At 73.0% G+C, this 18023-nt stretch carries 16 protein-coding genes; 7 read left to right on the plus strand and 9 right to left on the minus strand.

All coding sequences use genetic code 11. The features are described 5' to 3' along the window. Positions 1 to 8: 8 nt before the first annotated feature. Positions 9 to 1517 (minus strand): aldehyde dehydrogenase family protein, encoded by a 1509-nt coding sequence (locus ACZ6SQ_RS16270; protein WP_469561905.1) that lies wholly within the window; start codon positions 1515 to 1517, stop codon positions 9 to 11. A gap of 215 nt (positions 1518 to 1732) precedes the next feature. Here ACZ6SQ_RS16270 and ACZ6SQ_RS16275 point away from each other — a divergent pair, with 215 nt between their 5' ends. The 3 genes from ACZ6SQ_RS16275 to ACZ6SQ_RS16285 all read left to right on the plus strand — a co-directional run bounded on the left by ACZ6SQ_RS16275 (position 1733) and on the right by ACZ6SQ_RS16285 (position 4107). Then, positions 1733 to 2518: a LolA-like protein gene (locus ACZ6SQ_RS16275; RefSeq protein ID WP_469561908.1), complete on the plus strand. Its 786-nt coding sequence runs from the start codon at positions 1733 to 1735 to the stop codon at positions 2516 to 2518. A 175-nt stretch (positions 2519 to 2693) separates the two neighbouring features. Continuing rightward, a complete protein-coding gene (locus ACZ6SQ_RS16280) occupies positions 2694 to 3230 on the plus strand; it encodes a hypothetical protein (RefSeq protein ID WP_469561911.1) in 537 nt (178 codons plus the stop codon). Between the two features lie 46 nt (positions 3231 to 3276). Then, on the plus strand, positions 3277 to 4107 hold the full coding sequence (locus tag ACZ6SQ_RS16285) for a serine hydrolase domain-containing protein (RefSeq protein ID WP_469561914.1): 831 nt from the start codon (positions 3277 to 3279) through the stop codon (positions 4105 to 4107). Positions 4108 to 4603: 496 nt separating this feature from the next. Here ACZ6SQ_RS16285 and ACZ6SQ_RS16290 read toward each other — a convergent pair whose 3' ends face one another. The 4 genes from ACZ6SQ_RS16290 to ACZ6SQ_RS16305 form a co-directional block, all read right to left on the minus strand. Beyond that, complete coding sequence (locus tag ACZ6SQ_RS16290; protein ID WP_469561917.1) at positions 4604 to 5593, minus strand: malate dehydrogenase; 990 nt, start codon at positions 5591 to 5593, stop codon at positions 4604 to 4606. Between the two features lie 443 nt (positions 5594 to 6036). Continuing rightward, the gene (locus ACZ6SQ_RS16295; protein ID WP_469561921.1) at positions 6037 to 7206 is read right to left on the minus strand and encodes a helix-turn-helix domain-containing protein; all 1170 of its coding nucleotides are present in this window, start codon (positions 7204 to 7206) and stop codon (positions 6037 to 6039) included. Between the two features lie 413 nt (positions 7207 to 7619). Continuing rightward, on the minus strand, positions 7620 to 8093 hold the full coding sequence (locus ACZ6SQ_RS16300) for a DUF3017 domain-containing protein (RefSeq protein ID WP_469561923.1): 474 nt from the start codon (positions 8091 to 8093) through the stop codon (positions 7620 to 7622). Beyond that, positions 8080 to 8937, minus strand: coding sequence for a bifunctional methylenetetrahydrofolate dehydrogenase/methenyltetrahydrofolate cyclohydrolase (locus tag ACZ6SQ_RS16305; RefSeq protein ID WP_469561925.1), 858 nt, complete (start codon positions 8935 to 8937; stop codon positions 8080 to 8082). The genes ACZ6SQ_RS16300 and ACZ6SQ_RS16305 overlap by 14 nt, the downstream gene beginning before the upstream one ends. A gap of 273 nt (positions 8938 to 9210) precedes the next feature. On the opposite strand from ACZ6SQ_RS16305, the gene ACZ6SQ_RS16310 reads away from it, so the two are divergent. Further along, on the plus strand, positions 9211 to 9777 hold the full coding sequence (locus tag ACZ6SQ_RS16310) for a hypothetical protein (protein ID WP_389319885.1): 567 nt from the start codon (positions 9211 to 9213) through the stop codon (positions 9775 to 9777). 264 nt (positions 9778 to 10041) lie between these two features. After that, positions 10042 to 10623 carry a peptidoglycan-binding domain-containing protein gene (locus ACZ6SQ_RS16315; RefSeq protein ID WP_469561928.1) on the plus strand — a complete coding sequence of 194 codons (582 nt, stop codon included), beginning with the start codon at positions 10042 to 10044 and terminating at the stop codon, positions 10621 to 10623. A 71-nt stretch (positions 10624 to 10694) separates the two neighbouring features. Here the strand turns inward: ACZ6SQ_RS16315 and purH are convergent, their stop codons facing one another. Both purH and purN read right to left on the minus strand, forming a co-directional pair. Continuing rightward, a complete protein-coding gene (gene purH / locus ACZ6SQ_RS16320; protein WP_469561931.1) occupies positions 10695 to 12260 on the minus strand; it encodes a bifunctional phosphoribosylaminoimidazolecarboxamide formyltransferase/IMP cyclohydrolase in 1566 nt (521 codons plus the stop codon). Further along, complete coding sequence (purN, locus tag ACZ6SQ_RS16325; protein WP_469561934.1) at positions 12257 to 12886, minus strand: phosphoribosylglycinamide formyltransferase; 630 nt, start codon at positions 12884 to 12886, stop codon at positions 12257 to 12259. Before purN ends, purH begins: the two co-directional genes overlap by 4 nt. Positions 12887 to 13198: 312 nt before the next feature. Here purN and ACZ6SQ_RS16330 point away from each other — a divergent pair, with 312 nt between their 5' ends. Further along, positions 13199 to 13999, plus strand: a complete 801-nt coding sequence (locus tag ACZ6SQ_RS16330; protein ID WP_469561937.1) for a hypothetical protein — start codon at positions 13199 to 13201, stop codon at positions 13997 to 13999. Between the two features lie 27 nt (positions 14000 to 14026). Here ACZ6SQ_RS16330 and ACZ6SQ_RS16335 read toward each other — a convergent pair whose 3' ends face one another. Continuing rightward, the gene (locus ACZ6SQ_RS16335) at positions 14027 to 15721 is read right to left on the minus strand and encodes a cell division protein PerM (protein WP_469561940.1); all 1695 of its coding nucleotides are present in this window, start codon (positions 15719 to 15721) and stop codon (positions 14027 to 14029) included. 97 nt (positions 15722 to 15818) lie between these two features. On the opposite strand from ACZ6SQ_RS16335, the gene ACZ6SQ_RS16340 reads away from it, so the two are divergent. Next, on the plus strand, positions 15819 to 17039 hold the full coding sequence (locus ACZ6SQ_RS16340; protein WP_469561943.1) for a helix-turn-helix domain-containing protein: 1221 nt from the start codon (positions 15819 to 15821) through the stop codon (positions 17037 to 17039). Positions 17040 to 17122: 83 nt separating this feature from the next. On the opposite strand, the gene sucD is transcribed toward ACZ6SQ_RS16340, so the two are convergent. Continuing rightward, a complete protein-coding gene (sucD, locus tag ACZ6SQ_RS16345) occupies positions 17123 to 18007 on the minus strand; it encodes a succinate--CoA ligase subunit alpha (protein ID WP_386377411.1) in 885 nt (294 codons plus the stop codon). Positions 18008 to 18023 lie beyond the last annotated feature (16 nt).

The raw sequence follows: 18023 nt of genomic DNA on the forward strand, positions 1-18023 counted from the left end.
GCGGCGGGTCAGCCTCCGAACCAGCGGACCGGACGGGGCGCCAGGTTCTGGTAGACGTGCTTGGCCTCCCGGTACTCGGCGAGCCCGGACGGGCCCAGTTCCCGGCCCACTCCGCTGCGGCCGAAGCCGCCCCACTCCGCCTGCGGCAGGTAGGGGTGGAAGTCGTTGATCCAGACGGTGCCGTGCCGCATCCGGTCCGCGACCCGCCGGGCGCGACCCGCGTCGGCGGTCCACACCGCGCCCGCCAGGCCGTACTCGGTGTCGTTGGCGAGGAACACCGCCTCGTCCTCCGTGCGGAACGTCTCGACGGTGAGCACCGGGCCGAAGATCTCCTCGCGGACGGCCTTCATCCCGCGGTGGCAGGCGTCGAGCACGGTCGGCTCGTAGAACCAGCCGGGCCCCTCGGGGCGCTTGCCGCCGGTGCGCAGTACGGCACCCTCCGCCAGCGCGGAGGCGACGTGGGCCTCGACCTTGGCGCGATGCTGCTCGGAGACGAGCGGGCCGCACTCGACGCCGTCCTCGGTGCCGCGGCCCAGGCGGATCCGGGAGGCGCGCAGGGCGAGTTCGGCGACGAAACGTTCGCGGACGGACTCCTCGACGATGAGGCGGGAGCCGGCCGAGCAGACCTGGCCGCTGTGGATGAAGGCGGCGTTGAGGGCCTGGTCGACGGCGGTGTCGAAGCCCTCTTCGCTCGCACACGCGTCGGCGAAGACGACATTGGGGTTCTTGCCGCCGAGTTCGAGGGCGACCTTCTTCACCGAGACCGCCGCGGCCTGGGCGACCTTGACCCCGCTGGCGAGGCCGCCGGTGAAGGAGACCAGGTCGACGTCGGGGTGCTCGGCGAGCCGGGCGCCGGCCGAACCGCCGGGTCCCGTCACGAGGTTGGCCACGCCGTCGGGCAGTCCGGCCTCGACGAGCAGGTCGATCAGGGCGATCGTCGTCAGCGGCGTGATCTCGCTCGGCTTGACGACGAAGGTGTTCCCGGCGGCCAGGGCCGGGGCGATCTTCCAACTGGCCTGGAGCAGGGGGTAGTTCCAGGGCGTGATCAGCGCGCAGACGCCGACGGGCTCGTGTACGACGACGCTGTGCACCTCGGGGGTGCCCGCGTCCACGACCCGGCCCGGGGCCTCGGCGGCGACCAGGTCGGCGAAGTAGCGGAAGGCGTCGGCGACGCAGTCGATGTCGACGCGGCCCTCCTCGACGGTCTTGCCCGCGTCGCGGCTCTCCAGCAGACCGAGGCGCTCGCGGTCGCGCACGAGCAGGGCGGCGACGCGGCGCAGCAGGGCGGCGCGCTCCGCGGCGGGTGTGCGCGGCCAGGGCCCCTGCCCGCCGTCGAAGGCGCGGCGGGCGGCCTCGACGGCCAGGTCCGCGTCCTTCTCGTCGCCCTCCGCGACGACCGCGAAGGGCAGGCCGTCCGCCGGGTCGAGGATCTCGCGCGTGGCGCCCGAGGCCGCGTCGCGCCACTGTCCTGCCACGTGGACGGTCTGCCGGGTCCGGTGTTCCGCTGTGTCCGCCATTGCCTGGTTCTGCCTTCCGTTCCTGTTCCGTGCCCCTGTGTCACTTCCGTGTCACTGTCGGGGACCGGGTTCGCCTGCCCCTCCGATGCGCGGGCATGCGGAATTCACGGTCGAAAGTGCTCGGCGTCACTGAGGATTCCGGCAAAACTCAGGCAAAGCAGCCATCTTGCTGCAAGACATGCAGACAAATGACGCGAAACGTACGCTGAGGGAACATGCGCACCGGAGGTGACGCCATGGCCGCACGAAGGCTGACGACCTGCCTGGCGGCGAGTGCGGCCCTGCTCCTCGCGCCCGCCCTCGCCCCGGTCGCCACGGCGTCCGACGGCGACGACCTCTCCGCCCGCGAACTGGCCGACCAGGCGCGGGACAACCTTCTGGACGCCGAGTCCGTCCATCTGAGGCTGACGGACCGGAGCAAGGGCGTGGAGGTCAGCAGCACCCAGCCGACCTCGATGGATCTCGCCCTGGACCGCGACGGCAACTGTGCGGGCGAGATGGAGATGGGCCGGGACGGCGGCACCGTGGAGATCGTCAAACAGGGCGACGAGGTGTGGATGCAGCCGGACACCGACTTCTGGAAGACCCAGGTGCCCGGCAGCCAGGGCGAGGCGGTGGCCGAGCTGTTCGAGAACCGCTGGATCCACGGCTCCACCGACGACGCCCTGCTCAAGGGCATGGCCGACACCTGCGACCTGAAGACCTTCCAGAAGGACATCGGCGCGGGCAACGGCCATGCGCCCACCCTGGCGAAGGGCGAGAAGACCGAACGCGACGGCACCGAGGTCTTCCCGCTGACCGGCAAGGAGAACGGCACCACCGTGACGATGTACGTCACCGCCGACTCCCCGCACCGCGCGATCCTGATCACCCAGCGCGGCGACGGCACGAACATGTCCGTCACCTTCAGGGACTACGACAAGCCGGTCCCCACCCGGACACCGCCTCCCGGCGAGAGCGTCGACGTGAGCAGGCTCCAGGAGGAGCTCCAGAGCATCTGACCGGGCGGCAGCCCTCCCGGTGCACCCGAACCCCCCTCGCCGCACGGGCGCCGAACTCCCCTCGCCGCAACGCCGCTCGGCCGCCGGGAACGGCCGAAAGACGACGCCGTGTCCGTGCCCCTGACGGAGAATGCGGGCTGACGACTTCGCATTCGGAACGGCCCACGGGGGACACGTGACACCACCTGACCGGCGGCGGCCCGGTCGCCTCGCGGAGAAGTACGGCGGGGCCATGGCCGGGCTGTTCTGGATCACCCCGGATACCGTCCACCTGGGCTCCCCGCCCGGCTCCGGCGTCTCCTCGGTCGCCCTGACGGCCGCGGGCCTGACCGCGCTCGGCTCGCAGGCCGGCTTTCTGTCCTGGCAGGACGTGCGGTCCGTACGGGTGGAGGATGTACCGGCGCGAACCTCCGCCCGGCTGTCCCTCGCCCGGGTCCTGGAGGCCGTCGTCGGGCCGCGGAGCCCCACCGAGATGACCGTCAGGATCGCGGCCGGGGACGGCACCCGGCTCACCGTGCCGGTGCACTCCGCGGCCGCGTCGGCGTACACGGTCCGCGAGGCGGAGCTCTCCCAGCGGCTCCTGGACCGGTTCGCCGAGGGACGCTCGTCCCCGGCGGTCCTGATGCACTGGCTGACCACCACCAGCGCCTCCCGCCCGCCGCGCCCGGCGGAGCGCGAGGCCCTGCTGCACCGCTGGACGGAAGACATATGACCCTGCCCGGCGCCCCGTCGGCCGGGACAGCTGAAAGGACCCCCTGGTGCGCCGCACCCCCACCTGCGTCCTGAGCGACTCCGCCCCCGCGCGGACGACCGGCGGACACGCCCTGGACCGGTACGTCGAGATCGGCTCTCTGACCAAGGTGCTCACCGGCACCGCGCTGGCCCGGATGGCCGCGGCCGGGCTGCTCGGCCCGGACGACCCCGTCGACCGCTGGCTGCCGGTGCCGCCCGGCACCGGGATCACCCTGCTGCACCTGGCCCGGCACACCTCCGGTCTGCCCCGGCTGCCGCCCCGCCTCGAGCGCCGGGACCCCTACGCGGGCTTCGACGCGGCCGAGTTGGAGCGGGTGCTGGGCAGCCTGGACACCCTGACGACGGCCGCGCCGGACGAGCGGGAGGAGTACTCCAACCTCGGCTACGCCGTGCTCGGCGCGGCCCTGACCGCAGCCGCCGGCACCGGCTACGAGCAGCTGCTCGCCACCCACGTGCTGGAGCCGCTGGGTGTGGGCGAGGTGACCGCGCGCCCGGGTCCCGGGCAGCGGCTGGCCGCGCCGGGGCTGTTCGGCGGGGAGCGCAGGGCCTGGACGATGGACGGGGCGATCCTCCCGGCGGGCGGTCTGTGGGCGACCCCGCGGGCCGCGGCCGAGCTCGTGGTGGGCCTGCTGGTGGAACGCCGGCTGGGCGAGCCCGCCGTGTCCTGGCAGACGGCGGGTGCGCTGCGCTGGCACAACGGGGCGACCCGGCACGCCTCGGTCTTCGCGGGTGCCATGGACGACGGCCGGTGGGTGCTGGTGCACCGCCTCAACGCGGCACCGGAGGCGACGGACCGGGCCGGAATCGGCCTGCTGTCCCCTCGGAGGGTCCGGTAACGCCGCAAGGCCCCTCCCGCGGCGAGCGGAAGGGGCCTTGCGATATAGAGCGCCGGGCAGGCCTTGCACCTGCATTTCCCCGCAGGAAGCGGGGCGTCTTTCCTTGGACCACCAACGCACAGTCGACTTCCGGAAGTTCCGTCGGCCGGTGTGTGATCAACTATACCGCACCCCCACCCCGACCTCACCCACCCCCCGACACCCCCTCTCGGGAAGCACGAGACCTGGGAACGCGAGGCCCCGCACACCCTTCAGGGGCGCGGGGAACTGCGCGATCTTCTTGGGGGCGCGGGGAACTGCGCGATCTTTGACGGCCGCGAGGACCCGCGCACCTCTTAGGGGCGCGGGGAACTGCGCGATCTTTCAGGGGCGCGGGGAACTGCGCAACCCGGGCCACGGGCAACCGCTCCACCCCGAGGCCCAGTTGACGCCAACCGCAGGTTACGCGCGGCCGGCCGCACAGCCCCCACGCCCCTCAACGCCGGGGCGAAACGACTCAGATGAGCCCGAGCGCCCGCACCGCCTCGCGCTCCTCCGCAAGCTCCTGAACGGACGCGTCGATCCGCGCCCGGGAGAACTCGTTGACGTCCAGCCCCTGCACGATCTCGTACTTGCCGTCCTTGCAGGTGACGGGGAAGGAGGAGATCAGACCCTCCGGGACACCGTAGGAGCCGTCCGACGGGATACCCATGGAGGTCCAGTCACCCTCGGCCGTGCCGTTGACCCAGGTGTGGACGTGGTCGATCGCGGCGTTGGCCGCGGAGGCCGCGGAGGAGGCGCCACGGGCCTCGATGATCGCCGCACCGCGCTTGGCGACGGTCGGGATGAAGTCCTCGGCCAGCCACTTCTCGTCGTTGACGACCTCCGCGGCGTTCTTGCCGGCGACCGTGGCGTGGAAGATGTCCGGGTACTGGGTGGCGGAGTGGTTGCCCCAGATCGTCAGACGCTTGATGTCGGCGACCGTGGTGCCGGTCTTCTTCGCCAGCTGGGTCAGCGCGCGGTTGTGGTCCAGACGGGTCATCGCGGTGAAGCGCTCCGCCGGGACGTCCGGGGCGGCGGCCTGCGCGATGAGCGCGTTGGTGTTGGCCGGGTTGCCGACGACCAGGACCTTGATGTCGTCCGCGGCGTTGTCGTTGATGGCCTTGCCCTGCGGCTTGAAGATGCCGCCGTTGGCGGAGAGCAGGTCGCCGCGCTCCATGCCCTTGGTGCGGGGGCGGGCGCCGACGAGGAGGGCTACGTTGGCGCCGTCGAAGGCGACGTTCGGGTCGTCGGAGATGTCGATCCCCTGGAGCAGCGGGAACGCGCAGTCGTCGAGCTCCATGGCCGTGCCCTCGGCGGCCTTGAGCGCCGGGGTGATCTCCAGCAGGCGCAGCTTGACCGGCACGTCCGCGCCGAGCAGCTGGCCGGAGGCGATGCGGAAGAGCAGGGCGTAACCGATCTGGCCGGCCGCGCCGGTGACGGTGACGTTCACGGGAGTGCGGGTCATGGCGTTCTCCGTATGAAGCTGGGGGTGGGGCGGCACTGCCCCGGTGCGGACGTACAGATGATCGATCTCTTGGTATCAAGAGACTTCAGCGGTCAGGCTATCGCGCCCGCGTGATCCCCGACGTCCGGGTCGGTGTGGCCCGTCCCACAGAATGCGCCCGGACGGCGAGATCGAGCCTGTCGGCGCGAACGGCCGCCGCCCCCGCGGAAGGTGCCCGCGCGAACCGTCCGGGCCGCCTGTCGCGAACGCGGACGGCGGTGGCGGGGCGGGCCGCCGTGAACGCGAACGGCGGCCGCCCGTCCGGGAGAGGAGAGACGGAACGGCCGCCGGGCGGGGGACCGATCTGACCGGACTCCCGTGGGGGTACGGGACGCGTGCCCCGTATCCCGGCGGCCATTCCTGTTTCCGCGGATTTCCCGGAAGGAATCCCCGGGTTCGTGGCGTCAGTCCGTGCAGCCGGTCGTCCCGGCCGCCAGCGTCACGCACGCGACCGCGTCGCCCGCGTCCTTCACGGCCACCATCGGCGTGTACGCGCTGGTGTCGCCCGCCTGGGTGATGTCGCCGGTCTCGGTGGCCTTGCCGGCCGTCACCTTCACCTCGTCGCCGGGCGCGGCGACCGTGATCCGGCCCCACGCGGTCTGGCAGGTCTCGCTGTAACGGACCTCCACGACGGTCGTGCCGACGGTGGCGGTCGCGGCGGTGGTCACCAGGTCACCGCTGCACCCCATGGCCTCCGCGTCCTTGCCGGTGCAGGTCTCGCCGAGGCAGTCCACTCCGGGCGGCAGCACGGGTTCCTTGGTGACGGTGGGCGTGGGCTTGGTGCCGCCCTCGTTCTTCTTGTCGCCGTCGCGGTTGGTGAACAGGTACGCGCCGACCAGCACGACCACCACGCCGACCACGCCCGCGAGGAGCATCGGCGTCCGCCGTCCGCCCTTGCCGCGGCCGCCCGTGCGGGGGCCGCTCGGGGGCGCGCCGAACGTGCCCGCGGGCTGCGCCGCGTGCGCACCGGAGGGCGCCGCGGGGGCCGACGGACCCACCGGGCCCTCGCCGGGGCGGCGCCCGCTCGGGGAGGGGCCGCGGTATCCGGCGATGTTCCAGGAGTTGACGGACGACGCCTCGTCGTCGGAGGGCCCCGCGGCACGCGGCGGCACGGCGTCGCGCACGTCGGCGTCCGCACCCGACGGCTGCACGGGCACGCCCGGCGCCGCGGTCGTGCGGCCCGCCCCGGACGGCCTCGACGAGCCCGACGAACCGGCGCCCCCCGGCTGCGGCCCGAACTCGCTGAGCGCGGCCCGGGCCTGCGATATCCGGATCGCCTCCATGGTCATGTCGTGCCGCATCTCCGAACGGCTCCAGGCGCGCTCGGCGAGCTCCCACATGGTGGTCAGGTGGACCGGGTTGGTGCCGGTGACCTCGGCGAGGGCGACGATCGCGCCCTTGGGCGCGAGCAGCCGTCCGTTCAGATAGCGCTCCCAGGACGTCTTGCTGTAGCCCGTGCGGTCGGAGACCGCGGCGACGCTCAGGCCGCTGCGGTCCACCAGGCGCCGCAGCTGGCTGGTGAACTCTCTGATCTGTGGATCGAGTTCATCGGGCAAGGCCTTCCAGCGAGGCATTGCGTTCCCCCTCTTCCCCCCGGTACGTGCTCAATGGTCTCCCCCCGCGCGTGGTTGCCCGCCTGCCGAGTCCCGTGCTGGCTACTCTCAGGGATGCGCCCGCTCAGGATCTCAGTTCCCGGGGTGGGGGCGCACGGGAGCGTCCGGACCTGTGGCGATGCACCGTTGCACGCCGTCCGGCCCGCGGTCCAGTGTTCCACCGACTTCGTCGGGGCGCGGCGGCAACCCCCTGGTAAATCGACCCACGCAGGCGTTCAGGACGTCCGGGAACATCCCGGTCCGGGACGTTACGTCCAGGGGCGTCGAGCCTGCGGAGCGCATCCGCGAACTTGTCAATACATCGACACAACGGACACGGATACGTGACCTCACGCGTCCCGCCACCTCCTGAGGGGTTGCGGGACGCGCCGCGGTCAGCTGTCGACCGTGAAGTGCAGGGTGTCCTTCAGGAACGGGACCTCCAGCCACGGATTCGGCTGGACCATCAGCGCCAGCAGCACGATCGCCAGCCCCAGCACCCCGTACGTGACGATGTCCGTGAAGCGGGAGCGCACGGCGAGCATGCCGACGCCGGGCAGCAGCCAGCGCAGCAGCGCCCCGCCGAGCAGGGCGGCGCCGATCAGCAGCGTGCCGACGCGGAAGTGGTCCAGCGCGGTGACCAGCAGACCGGCTGCGACCGTGCCGAGCACGACGAGCATCGGCCACTGCCGGGCGGGCGCGGGCGCGGCACCGGAGGCGGCCCGGCCGCCGCCCTCGGGCCGCGCGGTGTCCGCGGTGGTCCGGGGGAAACGCCGGGTCGTACGGCGCGCGTGCCCCTCGGCGTCGGGCGCGCTGACCGCGTCCCGCACCTGGGGCCCGTCGCTCTCGGGGCTCCTACCGTCCGACACTGCGCTCCGCCGCCTCGACGACGTTGACCAGCAGCTGGGCCCGGGTCATGGGGCCGACACCGCCGGGGTTGGGGGAGATCCAGCCGGCCACCTCGCGCACGTCCGGGTGGACGTCGCCGACGATCTTGCCCTCGGCGCTGCGGGAGACACCGACGTCGAGGACGGCCGCGCCCGGCTTGACGTCCTCGGCTCGGATCAGATGGGCGGAACCGGCGGCGGCGACGATGATGTCGGCGCGCTTGAGGTGAGCCGACAGGTCACGGGTGCCGGTGTGGCACTGGGTCACGGTGGCGTTCTCGCTGCGGCGGGTCAGCAGCAGCGGCATCGGGCGCCCGATGGTCACACCGCGGCCGACGACCACGACCTCGGCGCCCTTGATCTCCACGCCGTGACGGCGCAGCAGGGTGAGCACGCCGTTGGGGGTGCAGGGCAGCGGGGCGGGCTCGTTGAGGACGAGCCGGCCGAGGTTCATCGGGTGCAGACCGTCGGCGTCCTTGGCCGGGTCCATCAGCTCCAGGATGCGGTTCTCGTCGATGCCGCGGGGCAGCGGCAGCTGGACGATGTAACCGGTGCAGGCCGGGTCCTCGTTGAGCTCCCGGACGACCGCCTCGATCTCCTCCTGGGTGGCCGTGGCGGGCAGTTCGCGCTGGATGGAGGCGATGCCGACCTCCGCGCAGTCGCGGTGCTTGCCGGCGACGTACTTCTGGCTGCCGGGGTCCTCCCCCACGAGGACGGTGCCGAGGCCGGGCGTGACGCCCTTCTCCTTCAGCGCCGCCACGCGGGCGGTCAGATCGGACTTGATCGCGGCTGCGGTGGCCTTGCCATCGAGAATCTGGGCGGTCATGACCCCATCCTCCCGGATGACCGCCCCCTGGTTCCAATCCGGGTCCGCGCGGGTACCCCGGCCGGCGATACGCCCCCTTGCGCCCAAGATCGACCAGGTTGCACTTGCACAACACCTCCGGCTCTCGGCTGGACAAGGCCTCGGCCGCTGAAGAACGATGAGCAGCACAGTGCCGCGGACAGTACCGGGGGGACCAACCGCATCTGTCGAACTCTCCTCCGCACAGTGCCGCGCCTCGTCCCCGCACTCGGAAACAACGGAGGAACCAGCGCCATGAGTTTCGGCGATCCCAACAACCCCTACGGTGCCCCCCAGGGCCAGCAGGGCTACGGCCAGCCCGGTTACGGCCAGCCGCAGCAGCCCGGCTACGGCTACCCGGCCGCCCCGCCGGTCGGCGGCTACGCCCCGCAGGCGCCGACGTCGATGCCGGGCACGGTGAGCACGGCCCGCATCCTGCTGTGGATCATCGTGGGCTTCCAGCTCCTCGGCACGGCCCTGTTCGCGTTCTCGGCCGCGAGCGTCAAGGCCGCGCAGGACGACGAGCGGCTCAAGGACGACGCCGCCTTCCAGCAGCTCGCCGACTACTCGGCCGGCATGCTGTGGGGTCTGACCGCGTTCGCCCTGGCCTGGGGCGTGTTCGCGCTCGTGCTGGCGCTGAAGTTCGGCAGCGGCGGCAACGGCGCCCGCATCACGATCCTGGTGTTCGCCATCATCACGGCGATCCTGGGCCTCTACCCGTTCATCGTGGTCGGTCTCGTCCACACCGTCCTCGCCATCCTGGTCGCCGTGTTCGTCGGCAACCAGGCGGGTTCGGCCTGGTTCAACCGCCCGCGCTACTGAATCGTTTCGCCAACACCTGAGGGCCGTACCCCCGGCGGGGGGCACGGCCCTCGGTGCGTACCGGGACACTTCACGCGGAAGCGCGACCGCCGCCCTCCCGGTGCAACCGAACGGGCGCGCGGGGACGTCTGGACACACAACGGCGGTTGGCCGAGAGCCGCACCACCGGCCACGCCGTACGCACCCGCGAGCGTCCCTGGGGTTGTCATGCCCCGGACGCCCGGGTCGGCCGTACCAGGCCATACCAAGGGGGAAGGAAGAACCATGAACATGCGGACCACCCGGGCCCGTGTCACCACCGGCGCCGTAGCCGCCCTGTCAGCCGGGGCCCTGGCGCTGGGCGCCTCGCCGGCCTCCGCCGCCGCGTCCGACGGGTACGTCAGCGGCAGCGGCACGTTCTACGACGACTTCGGCGACGAGGGGAACCTCTCGACCTCCTCGCACAGCACGTCCAACGCGACCTGCTTCTGGCAGATCATCCTCTACGCGGAGGGCGTCAAGGAGAGCGACGGCACCCTCTACGACAAGTCGGACATCGACGGGGAGTTCGGCCCGAACACCAAGTACGCCACCAAGCAGCTCCAGAGGGCCTGGGGGCTGACGCAGGACGGCATCGTCGGCAAGAAGACCTTCGGTGCCGCCGACGAGAAGTGGAACGCCTCGACCGGCGCGGGCGAGCTGGAGTACCGGGCGTACAGCTCCAACGCGAGCACCCGCTACAAGCTGCGCTACCACGGATCCCGGTACTACTTCGACATCTACCGGGCCGCGAACGGCAAGTACCGCTTCTTCCACAACAACAAGTGGATGTACGCCTCGTACAACGGCACCGGCTGCGCCTCCTGACACAGGACGGCGCAGGACGACGCAGGGAGGGTGTCCCCGGTCCGGGGGCACCCTCCCTGCGTCCGGGCGCGTCAGTGGAAGAAGTGACGCGTCCCCGTGAAGTACATCGTGACGCCCGCCTTCTTCGCGGCCTCCACGACCAGCTCGTCACGGACCGAACCGCCCGGCTGCACCACGGCCTTCACCCCGGCCGCGACCAGGATCTCCAGGCCGTCGGGGAAGGGGAAGAAGGCGTCGGAGGCGGCGTAGGAGCCCTGGGCGCGCTCGGCACCCGCGCGCTCGACGGCCAGCTTGGCGGAGTCGACGCGGTTGACCTGGCCCATGCCGACGCCCACCGAGGCACCGTCCTTGGCGAGCAGGATGGCGTTGGACTTCACCGCGCGGCAGGCCTTCCAGGCGAAGGACAGCTCGGCCAGCTCCTCGGCGGACAGCGCCTCGCCCGTCGCCAGGGTCCAGTTGGCCGGGTCGTCGCCGTCGGCCTGGAGGCGGTCGGTGACCTGGAGCAGCGCACCGCCGTCGACGGGCTTGAGCTCGACCGGGGCCGCGGGCGCGGCCGGGGCCTTCAGCACCCGGATGTTCTTCTTACGGGCGAGCGCCTCCAGGGCACCCTCCTCGTAGTCCGGCGCCACGATGACCTCGGTGAAGATCTCCGCGACCTGCTCGGCCATCTCCTTGCTGACCGGGCGGTTGACGGCGATCACACCGCCGAACGCGGACAGCGGGTCGCAGGCGTGCGCCTTGCGGTGCGCCTCGGCGACGTCCGCGCCGACCGCGATGCCGCACGGGTTGGCGTGCTTGATGATCGCCACGGCCGGCTCGTCGTGGTCGTACGCGGCACGGCGCGCGGCGTCCGTGTCCGTGTAGTTGTTGTACGACATCTCCTTGCCGTGCAGCTGCTCGGCCTCGGCGAGGCCAGCGCCGCTGCCGTCGACGTAGAGGGCGGCGGGCTGGTGCGGGTTCTCGCCGTAGCGCAGGGTGTTCTTGCGCTCCCAGGTGGCGCCCAGGAAGTCGGGGAACCGCGACTCGTCGACGGGCGCGTACTCGGAGGCGAACCAGCTCGCGACGGCCACGTCGTAGGCGGCGGTGTGCCGGAAGGCCTCCCCCGCGAGCCGCTTGCGGGCGGCGAGGTCGAAGCCGCCGTCCTGCACGGCCGCGAGGACGTCGGTGTACCGCTCGGGGCTGGTGACCACGGCGACGGACGGGTGGTTCTTCGCGGCGGCGCGGACCATGGACGGGCCGCCGATGTCGATCTGCTCGACACACTCGTCGGGTGTGGCACCCGAGGCGACGGTCTCGCGGAACGGGTAGAGGTTCACGACCACCAGGTCGAACGGCTCGACACCCAGCTCGGCGAGCTGCTCGCGGTGGCTGTCCAGCCGCAGGTCGGCGAGGATGCCCGCGTGCACCCTGGGGTGCAGGGTCTTGACCCGGCCGTCCAGGCACTCGGGGAAGCCGGTCAGCTCCTCGACCTTGGTGACGGGGACGCCCGCCGCGGCGATGCGCCCGGCGGTGGAGCCGGTGGATACGAGCTCGACACCCGCCTCGTGCAGCCCACGCGCGAGGTCCTCGAGCCCGGTCTTGTCGTAGACGCTGACGAGCGCCCGGCGAATCGGCCTCTTGTTGCTCTCGGCGGTCACTGGATTACTACCTTTCGTCCCTCGATGCGATAGCCGTCGCGCGCCAGGCGCCCCACGACATCGACGAGCAGCCTTCGCTCGACTTCCTTGATGCGCTCGTGCAGAGCGCTCTCGTCGTCCTCGTCCCGGACCTCCACCACGCCCTGGGCGATGATCGGGCCGGTGTCGACGCCGTCGTCGACGAAGTGGACGGTGCAGCCGGTGACCCGGGCGCCGTAGGCGAGCGCGTCGCGCACACCGTGGGCCCCGGGAAAACTGGGGAGGAGCGCCGGATGGGTGTTCACGAACCGGCCGCCGAAGCGGGCCAGGAACTCCTTGCCGACGATCTTCATGAACCCGGCGGAGACCACCAGATCGGGTTCGTACGCGGACACGGCCTCGGCGAGGGCGGCGTCCCACTCCTCGCGGGTCCCGAAGTCCTTGACCCGGCACACGAAGGTCGGCAGCCCGGCGCGCTCGGCGCGGGCGAGCCCCTCGATGTCCGGGCGGTCGGCGCCTACGGCCACGATCTCGGCGCCGTAGGCCCCGGGGCCTACGGCCTCGATCTCGTCGAGCAGCGCCTGGAGGTTGGTGCCGGATCCGGAGACCAGCACGACGAGGCGCTTGGCCACGGGCTTGGCGGCCACGGTGGGGCCCTTTCTCGGGGGTGCGTCTGTAACCGGCCGGGGTCGCGCGTCCGTCATACTTGTACGTTCGTACGAATGCTTCGGGTCTCCCGATACGGGGAAGCCTACGAAGCGGGCGGCCGTCAGCAACGATACCGGCACTCCGGACGGCCCCCACGGGACGGGGGCGTGGCCGGGAGGTAGCGTCTGGGAGGAGCCGGGCCGGGAACGCGCCTCGCGCGCGGTGCGTTGAGCAGTCGACGGACCTGGTCGGCCCGTAGCCGTCAGTCGTTGTCACCAGTAGTTGTCACCAAGGGGAAGACGCCCACTTTGATGCCGGACCGAAGCCTGCGACTTCTCACGCTCCCCCCGCGGTCCGCGCAGGGCGGGGAGCGCGGCGGCCTGCTGTGGCGGGAGAGCCCCTCCTCGCCGCCGGACGCGCCTTCGGGCGGTCCTGAGGGTGGCGGCCGCGATGGCCGGGACCAGGACGACAACCCCTTCGCCCCGCCGCCCGAGGGCACTCCCGACCGGCCCTGGCAGCCGAGGCACCCGTCCTCCGGCGACGGCCGGGGCGAGGGCCGGGGCGGCGACGGCCGGGACGACGGCTCCCCGTGGGGCAGCCAGTGGAGCGACCGCCAGCCCGGCCGCTCCCCCGGCGGCTTCGGCGACCGGCCCCGCGGCGACCAGGACGGCGGCCCCGGCGGCGGCCGCCCCGGCCCCGGCCCGCGCTGGGACCCCACCGACCCCGCCCAGCGCCGCGCTCGCTACGCGCTGCTCTCCGGTATGTGGGCCTTCTTCTTCGCCCTCTTCGGCTGGCCCTACGTCGGCCTGATGCTGGGCGCGCTCTCCCTGTACTGGGGCATCAGCTCGCTGCGCGCCAAGCCCCGCACCCCCGACCCCGACCAGCCCGCGCCGGGGACCGCGCCGCCGAGCCGTCCCCGGACCACCGCCGCCGTCGGCGGCCTGGTGACGGCGTCCCTGGCCATCGCCCTGGTCGGCGCGTCCTTCACCGCGCAGCTGGTCTACCGCGACTACTACACCTGCACCCAGGACGCCCTCACCAACGAGGCGAAGCAGTCGTGCAGCGACCTCCTGCCGAAGGAGCTGCGCGGGGTGCTGGGGGTGGACCGCTAGCGCTCCCCCGCGGTTCGGGCCGGGTGCCTACGGGGTGCCGTCCCGGGGCGGGACTTCCGGGGTGTCCCCGGGCAGGGCTTCCGGGGTGTCCCGGGGTGCGGCTTCGGGGGTGTCCCGGGGCATGGCCGCCTCCCTCAGGGCCGCCCAGCGGGCCTCCCGGCAAAGGTCGTGCCAGGCGGGCGGCTCCGGTCCGGGGTCGGCAGGGAGGAAGTCGTACGGCTCGAAGGCCGGGTACCCGTCCGAGGTGTCGTCGGGGGCCGGGGGCGTCGCCCCGTCGCCGAACGGGTCCGGGGCCTCGGCGTCGTAGAGGCCCGTCGTCCGCCGGGACTGCGGCACGGGCTCGGTCTCATGCGGTGCGGTCGGCCGCGCGGACGGCTTCACGGTCCCGGCCCGCTGTCCGGCGATCCTCAGGGCGCGCGGGACGCGGCCGCGGGAGCGCCAGGCCCGGGCGCCCAGGGCCACCGGGAGCGCGACCAGCGCGCCCCAGAGCAGCGCCGCCGGTCCCGTCTGCCACCACACCGGACCGAAGCGGGCGAGTGCGGCCACGCCGAGGGAGCCGCCGGACAGGGCCGACGCCGCCGCGAGGCCCAGCGCGCACAGGGCGACCGCGAGCCCGGTGACGCGCGCGAGCCGCCTGGCCGGCCAGGGATGGTCCTCCGACCCCTCCTCGGGTTCCGCGGCGCGGGCCGTGAACCAGCCGACCGTCACCCCGGCCGTCAGCGGCACCGCCGCGGCCGCCCAGTTCAGCGCCGTGCCGGGGCCCGCCTCCGGAACCGCCGCCAGGAGCGGGAAGGGCGGCAGCAGCGGGGCGGGATCGGAGGACAGAGGGTGCGTCATATGGCCCGCGGCCAGGGCGAATCCGGGGCCGAGGGCATAGCAGGCCGCCCAGATCGCGGCGTTGGGCAGCAGGGCGAGACAGATCAGCAGCACCGCGAACCGGCCCGACCAGCCCTCCGTGAGCTGCGCGAAGGACGCGCGGGCCGCGTCCCCGTGCCACACCAGCGAGGCGCCGACCAGCAGCGCGCCCCCGCCGAGGTGCACGGCGAGGCCCGCCGCCGCGGCCCGGGCCGCCGTGCCCAGTCCCTCGCGGGCCCCCGGGTCCAGGGCGACCCGCCGCGGGCCGGGCGGCAGCAGGAGCAGCAGGCCGTCGAGGATGTCGCGGGGCCGGCCGTACGCCGTCCAGACCCCGGCCCCGGCCGCCGCCGTCACCACCAGCGGCAGACAGACGCCGGTCCAGGGCCAGTAGGGCCGCAGGCCGCCCGCGGCGGCGTACAGCGAGACGGGCGCGGCGACCCCGAGATACCCGACGACCACCCCGGCCCACGCGGTGCGCCAGTCCACCGGCGGCCCGTCCTCGCCCGCTTCCACCGCGTCCCGGGCCGCCCGGTGCAGCAGCCACAGCGGCAGGGCGAGCAGCAGCAGCGGGGTGAGGCCCACCGGGGCGGGCACACCGGAGAGGGTGTCGGCGCGGACCAGTTCGGCGCCGTGCCCGAGCAGCCACAGCGCGGCCGCGACGTTCAGGGCGCCGCCGGGGCCGCTGTCGGGGTACGGCGAGCTGATCCAGAGCAGCATCACCGGAACGGTGAACGCCCCGAGGCCCAGGCCCGCCGCCAACGCGCCGCCCAGGACACCGGCGACCGCTCCGGACGTACGTCTGCGCATCCGGGCGAGCACGAGCGACAACGGCGGCCGGCGGGCTGTCATCTGGATCACGCCCGTCATGCTCCCAACGTCACACGCATTCCCGTCGCAACAGGCGAACTCCCGACGTGTCACCCAATATGTGTTCTATGTTCTTTATCGCTCGAAGGGGTGTGCTGTGACGCAGAGCCCCACGACCCCTCTCCCGCCCCCGAAGGAACGCCGACGCCTGCGTGAGGCCGGTTCGCTGACCCAGGGTCAGCTGGCCCGGCGGGTGGGGGTCACCCGCGAGACCGTGCGCGCGTGGGAGAGCGGGCGTACGGCTCCGCAGGGCCGCAAGGGCGAGGCGTACGCCAGGCTGCTCGCCTCGTTCACCCGTCCGGGCGACGAGCAGACCGCGCTTCCGGGCGAGGCGGAGACCGCGGGGGTGACGGCAGGTCAGCAGTCCATGCCCGTCGTGGCCGAGACGTGGGAACAGTCCGGGTCCGTCGCGGCCGAGACGTGGGAACAGTCCGGGTCCGTCGCGGCCGAGGGGCGGGAACTGTCCGGGCCCGTCGCGGCCGAGGGGCGGGGGGAGGACACCGGGGCGGCCGGTGGGTCGTCGCTGACGCCGTCTCAGGCCTTCGACGCCCTGTACGCGTTCTGCGCCCCCGCCCTCGTACGGCAGACCTATCTGCTCAGCGGCCGGCGGGAGCTGGCCCGGGAGGCGGTCGAGCAGGCGTTCCAGCTGGCCTGGGACCGTTGGCCCGAGGTCGCCGTGGACCCCGACCCGGCGGGCTGGGTGCGGTCGGCCGCGTACGAGTACGCCCTCTCCCCCTGGCACCGCTTCCGTCCCCGCTACCGGCACCCCGAGCCGCCCCCCGCCGACGCCTCCGACCGCGCGCTGCTGGACGCGCTGCTGACACTGCCGCCGCCGTACCGCCGCACGCTGGTCCTGCACGACGGCGTGGGGCTGCGGCTGCCGGAGACCGCGGCGGAGACGGAGGCGAGCACCCCGGCCGCCGCGCGCCGGCTGGTGCACGCCCGCGAGGCCGTCGCCGCGCGGCTGCCCGAGCTCACCGACCCCACCGCGCTCGGCCGGCGCCTGGCCGAGCTGGCCTCAACGGAACGGCTGCGGGCCGCCCGGCCGACGGCCGTACGGGCGGGCAGCGAGCGGCGGGCGCGGTTCTGGACGCGCGCCGCGATCGCCTTCACCGTCGCGATCATCGGCGCCACCGCGCTGACCGTGCGCAGCGCCCCCACGCACTACGAGCCCCCGGTCGCCCCCGGCGAGACCGTGCGGGGCCTGCCCCCGAAGGCGGCGCCCGGCCCGCTGTCGCAGGCCGAGCTGAAGCTGCGCGCCAAGCTGCGGCGCGAGGCGGCGAACGGACCCGAGCGGCTGCTGCCCGCGGCCCGCTGACAAGCCCCCGGGCCAGGTCCCCGGAACAACGCGCGAGGCCCGCACCCCGTGACGGGGTGCGGGCCTCGTGTCGCCTGGGGGCGTCAGCCGGCGAGGATCTCGCGGGCCAGCTTGGCGGTCTCGGTCGGGGTCTTGCCGACCTTGACACCGGCGGCCTCCAGGGCCTCCTTCTTCGCCTGGGCGGTGCCGGAGGAGCCGGAGACGATGGCACCGGCGTGGCCCATGGTCTTGCCCTCGGGCGCGGTGAAGCCCGCGACGTAGCCGACGACCGGCTTGGTCACGTTCTTCGCGATGAAGTCCGCGGCCCGCTCCTCGGCGTCGCCGCCGATCTCGCCGATCATGACGATCAGGTCGGTGTCGGGGTCGTCCTGGAAGGCGGCCAGGGCGTCGATGTGCGTGGTGCCGATGATCGGGTCGCCACCGATACCGACAGCCGTGGAGAAGCCGATGTCACGCAGCTCGTACATCATCTGGTACGTCAGCGTGCCGGACTTCGAGACCAGACCGATGCGGCCCGGCTTCGTGATGTCGCCCGGGATGATGCCGACGTTCGACTGGCCCGGGGTGATGATGCCGGGGCAGTTCGGGCCGATGATGCGGGTCTTGTTGCCCTTCTTGCCGGCGTACGACCAGAAGGCGGCCGTGTCGTGCACGGCGATGCCCTCGGTGATCACGACGGCCAGCGGGATCTCGGCGTCGATGGCCTCGACGACCGCGTCCTTGGTGAACTTCTCCGGCACGAAGATGACGGAGACGTTGGCGCCGGTGGCCTCGATGGCCTCCTTGACGGTGCCGAAGACCGGTACCTCGGTGCCGTCGAAGTCCACGGTGGTGCCCGCCTTGCGCGGGTTGACGCCGCCCACGACCTCGGTGCCGTCACCCAGCATGAGCTTGGTGTGCTTCATGCCGGTGGCGCCGGTCATGCCCTGGACGATGACCTTGCTGTCCTTGTTGAGCCAGATAGCCATGGTGTGTTGTGTCCTC

This window comes from Streptomyces sp. NPDC048600 (genome assembly GCF_055587025.1).

Excerpts from the sequence above, each read along its gene's own strand:
- ACZ6SQ_RS16310 (WP_389319885.1), top strand. The coding sequence starts at position 9,211 with ATGAGTTTCGGCGATCCCAACAACCCCTACGGTGCCCCCCAGGGCCAG.
- ACZ6SQ_RS16270 (WP_469561905.1), bottom strand. The coding sequence starts at position 1,517 with ATGGCGGACACAGCGGAACACCGGACCCGGCAGACCGTCCACGTGGCA.
- sucD (WP_386377411.1), bottom strand. The coding sequence starts at position 18,007 with ATGGCTATCTGGCTCAACAAGGACAGCAAGGTCATCGTCCAGGGCATG.
- ACZ6SQ_RS16335 (WP_469561940.1), bottom strand. The coding sequence starts at position 15,721 with ATGACGGGCGTGATCCAGATGACAGCCCGCCGGCCGCCGTTGTCGCTC.
- ACZ6SQ_RS16315 (WP_469561928.1), top strand. The coding sequence starts at position 10,042 with ATGAACATGCGGACCACCCGGGCCCGTGTCACCACCGGCGCCGTAGCC.
- ACZ6SQ_RS16290 (WP_469561917.1), bottom strand. The coding sequence starts at position 5,593 with ATGACCCGCACTCCCGTGAACGTCACCGTCACCGGCGCGGCCGGCCAG.
- ACZ6SQ_RS16275 (WP_469561908.1), top strand. The coding sequence starts at position 1,733 with ATGCGCACCGGAGGTGACGCCATGGCCGCACGAAGGCTGACGACCTGC.
- ACZ6SQ_RS16330 (WP_469561937.1), top strand. The coding sequence starts at position 13,199 with ATGCCGGACCGAAGCCTGCGACTTCTCACGCTCCCCCCGCGGTCCGCG.
- ACZ6SQ_RS16305 (WP_469561925.1), bottom strand. The coding sequence starts at position 8,937 with ATGACCGCCCAGATTCTCGATGGCAAGGCCACCGCAGCCGCGATCAAG.
- ACZ6SQ_RS16295 (WP_469561921.1), bottom strand. The coding sequence starts at position 7,206 with ATGCCTCGCTGGAAGGCCTTGCCCGATGAACTCGATCCACAGATCAGA.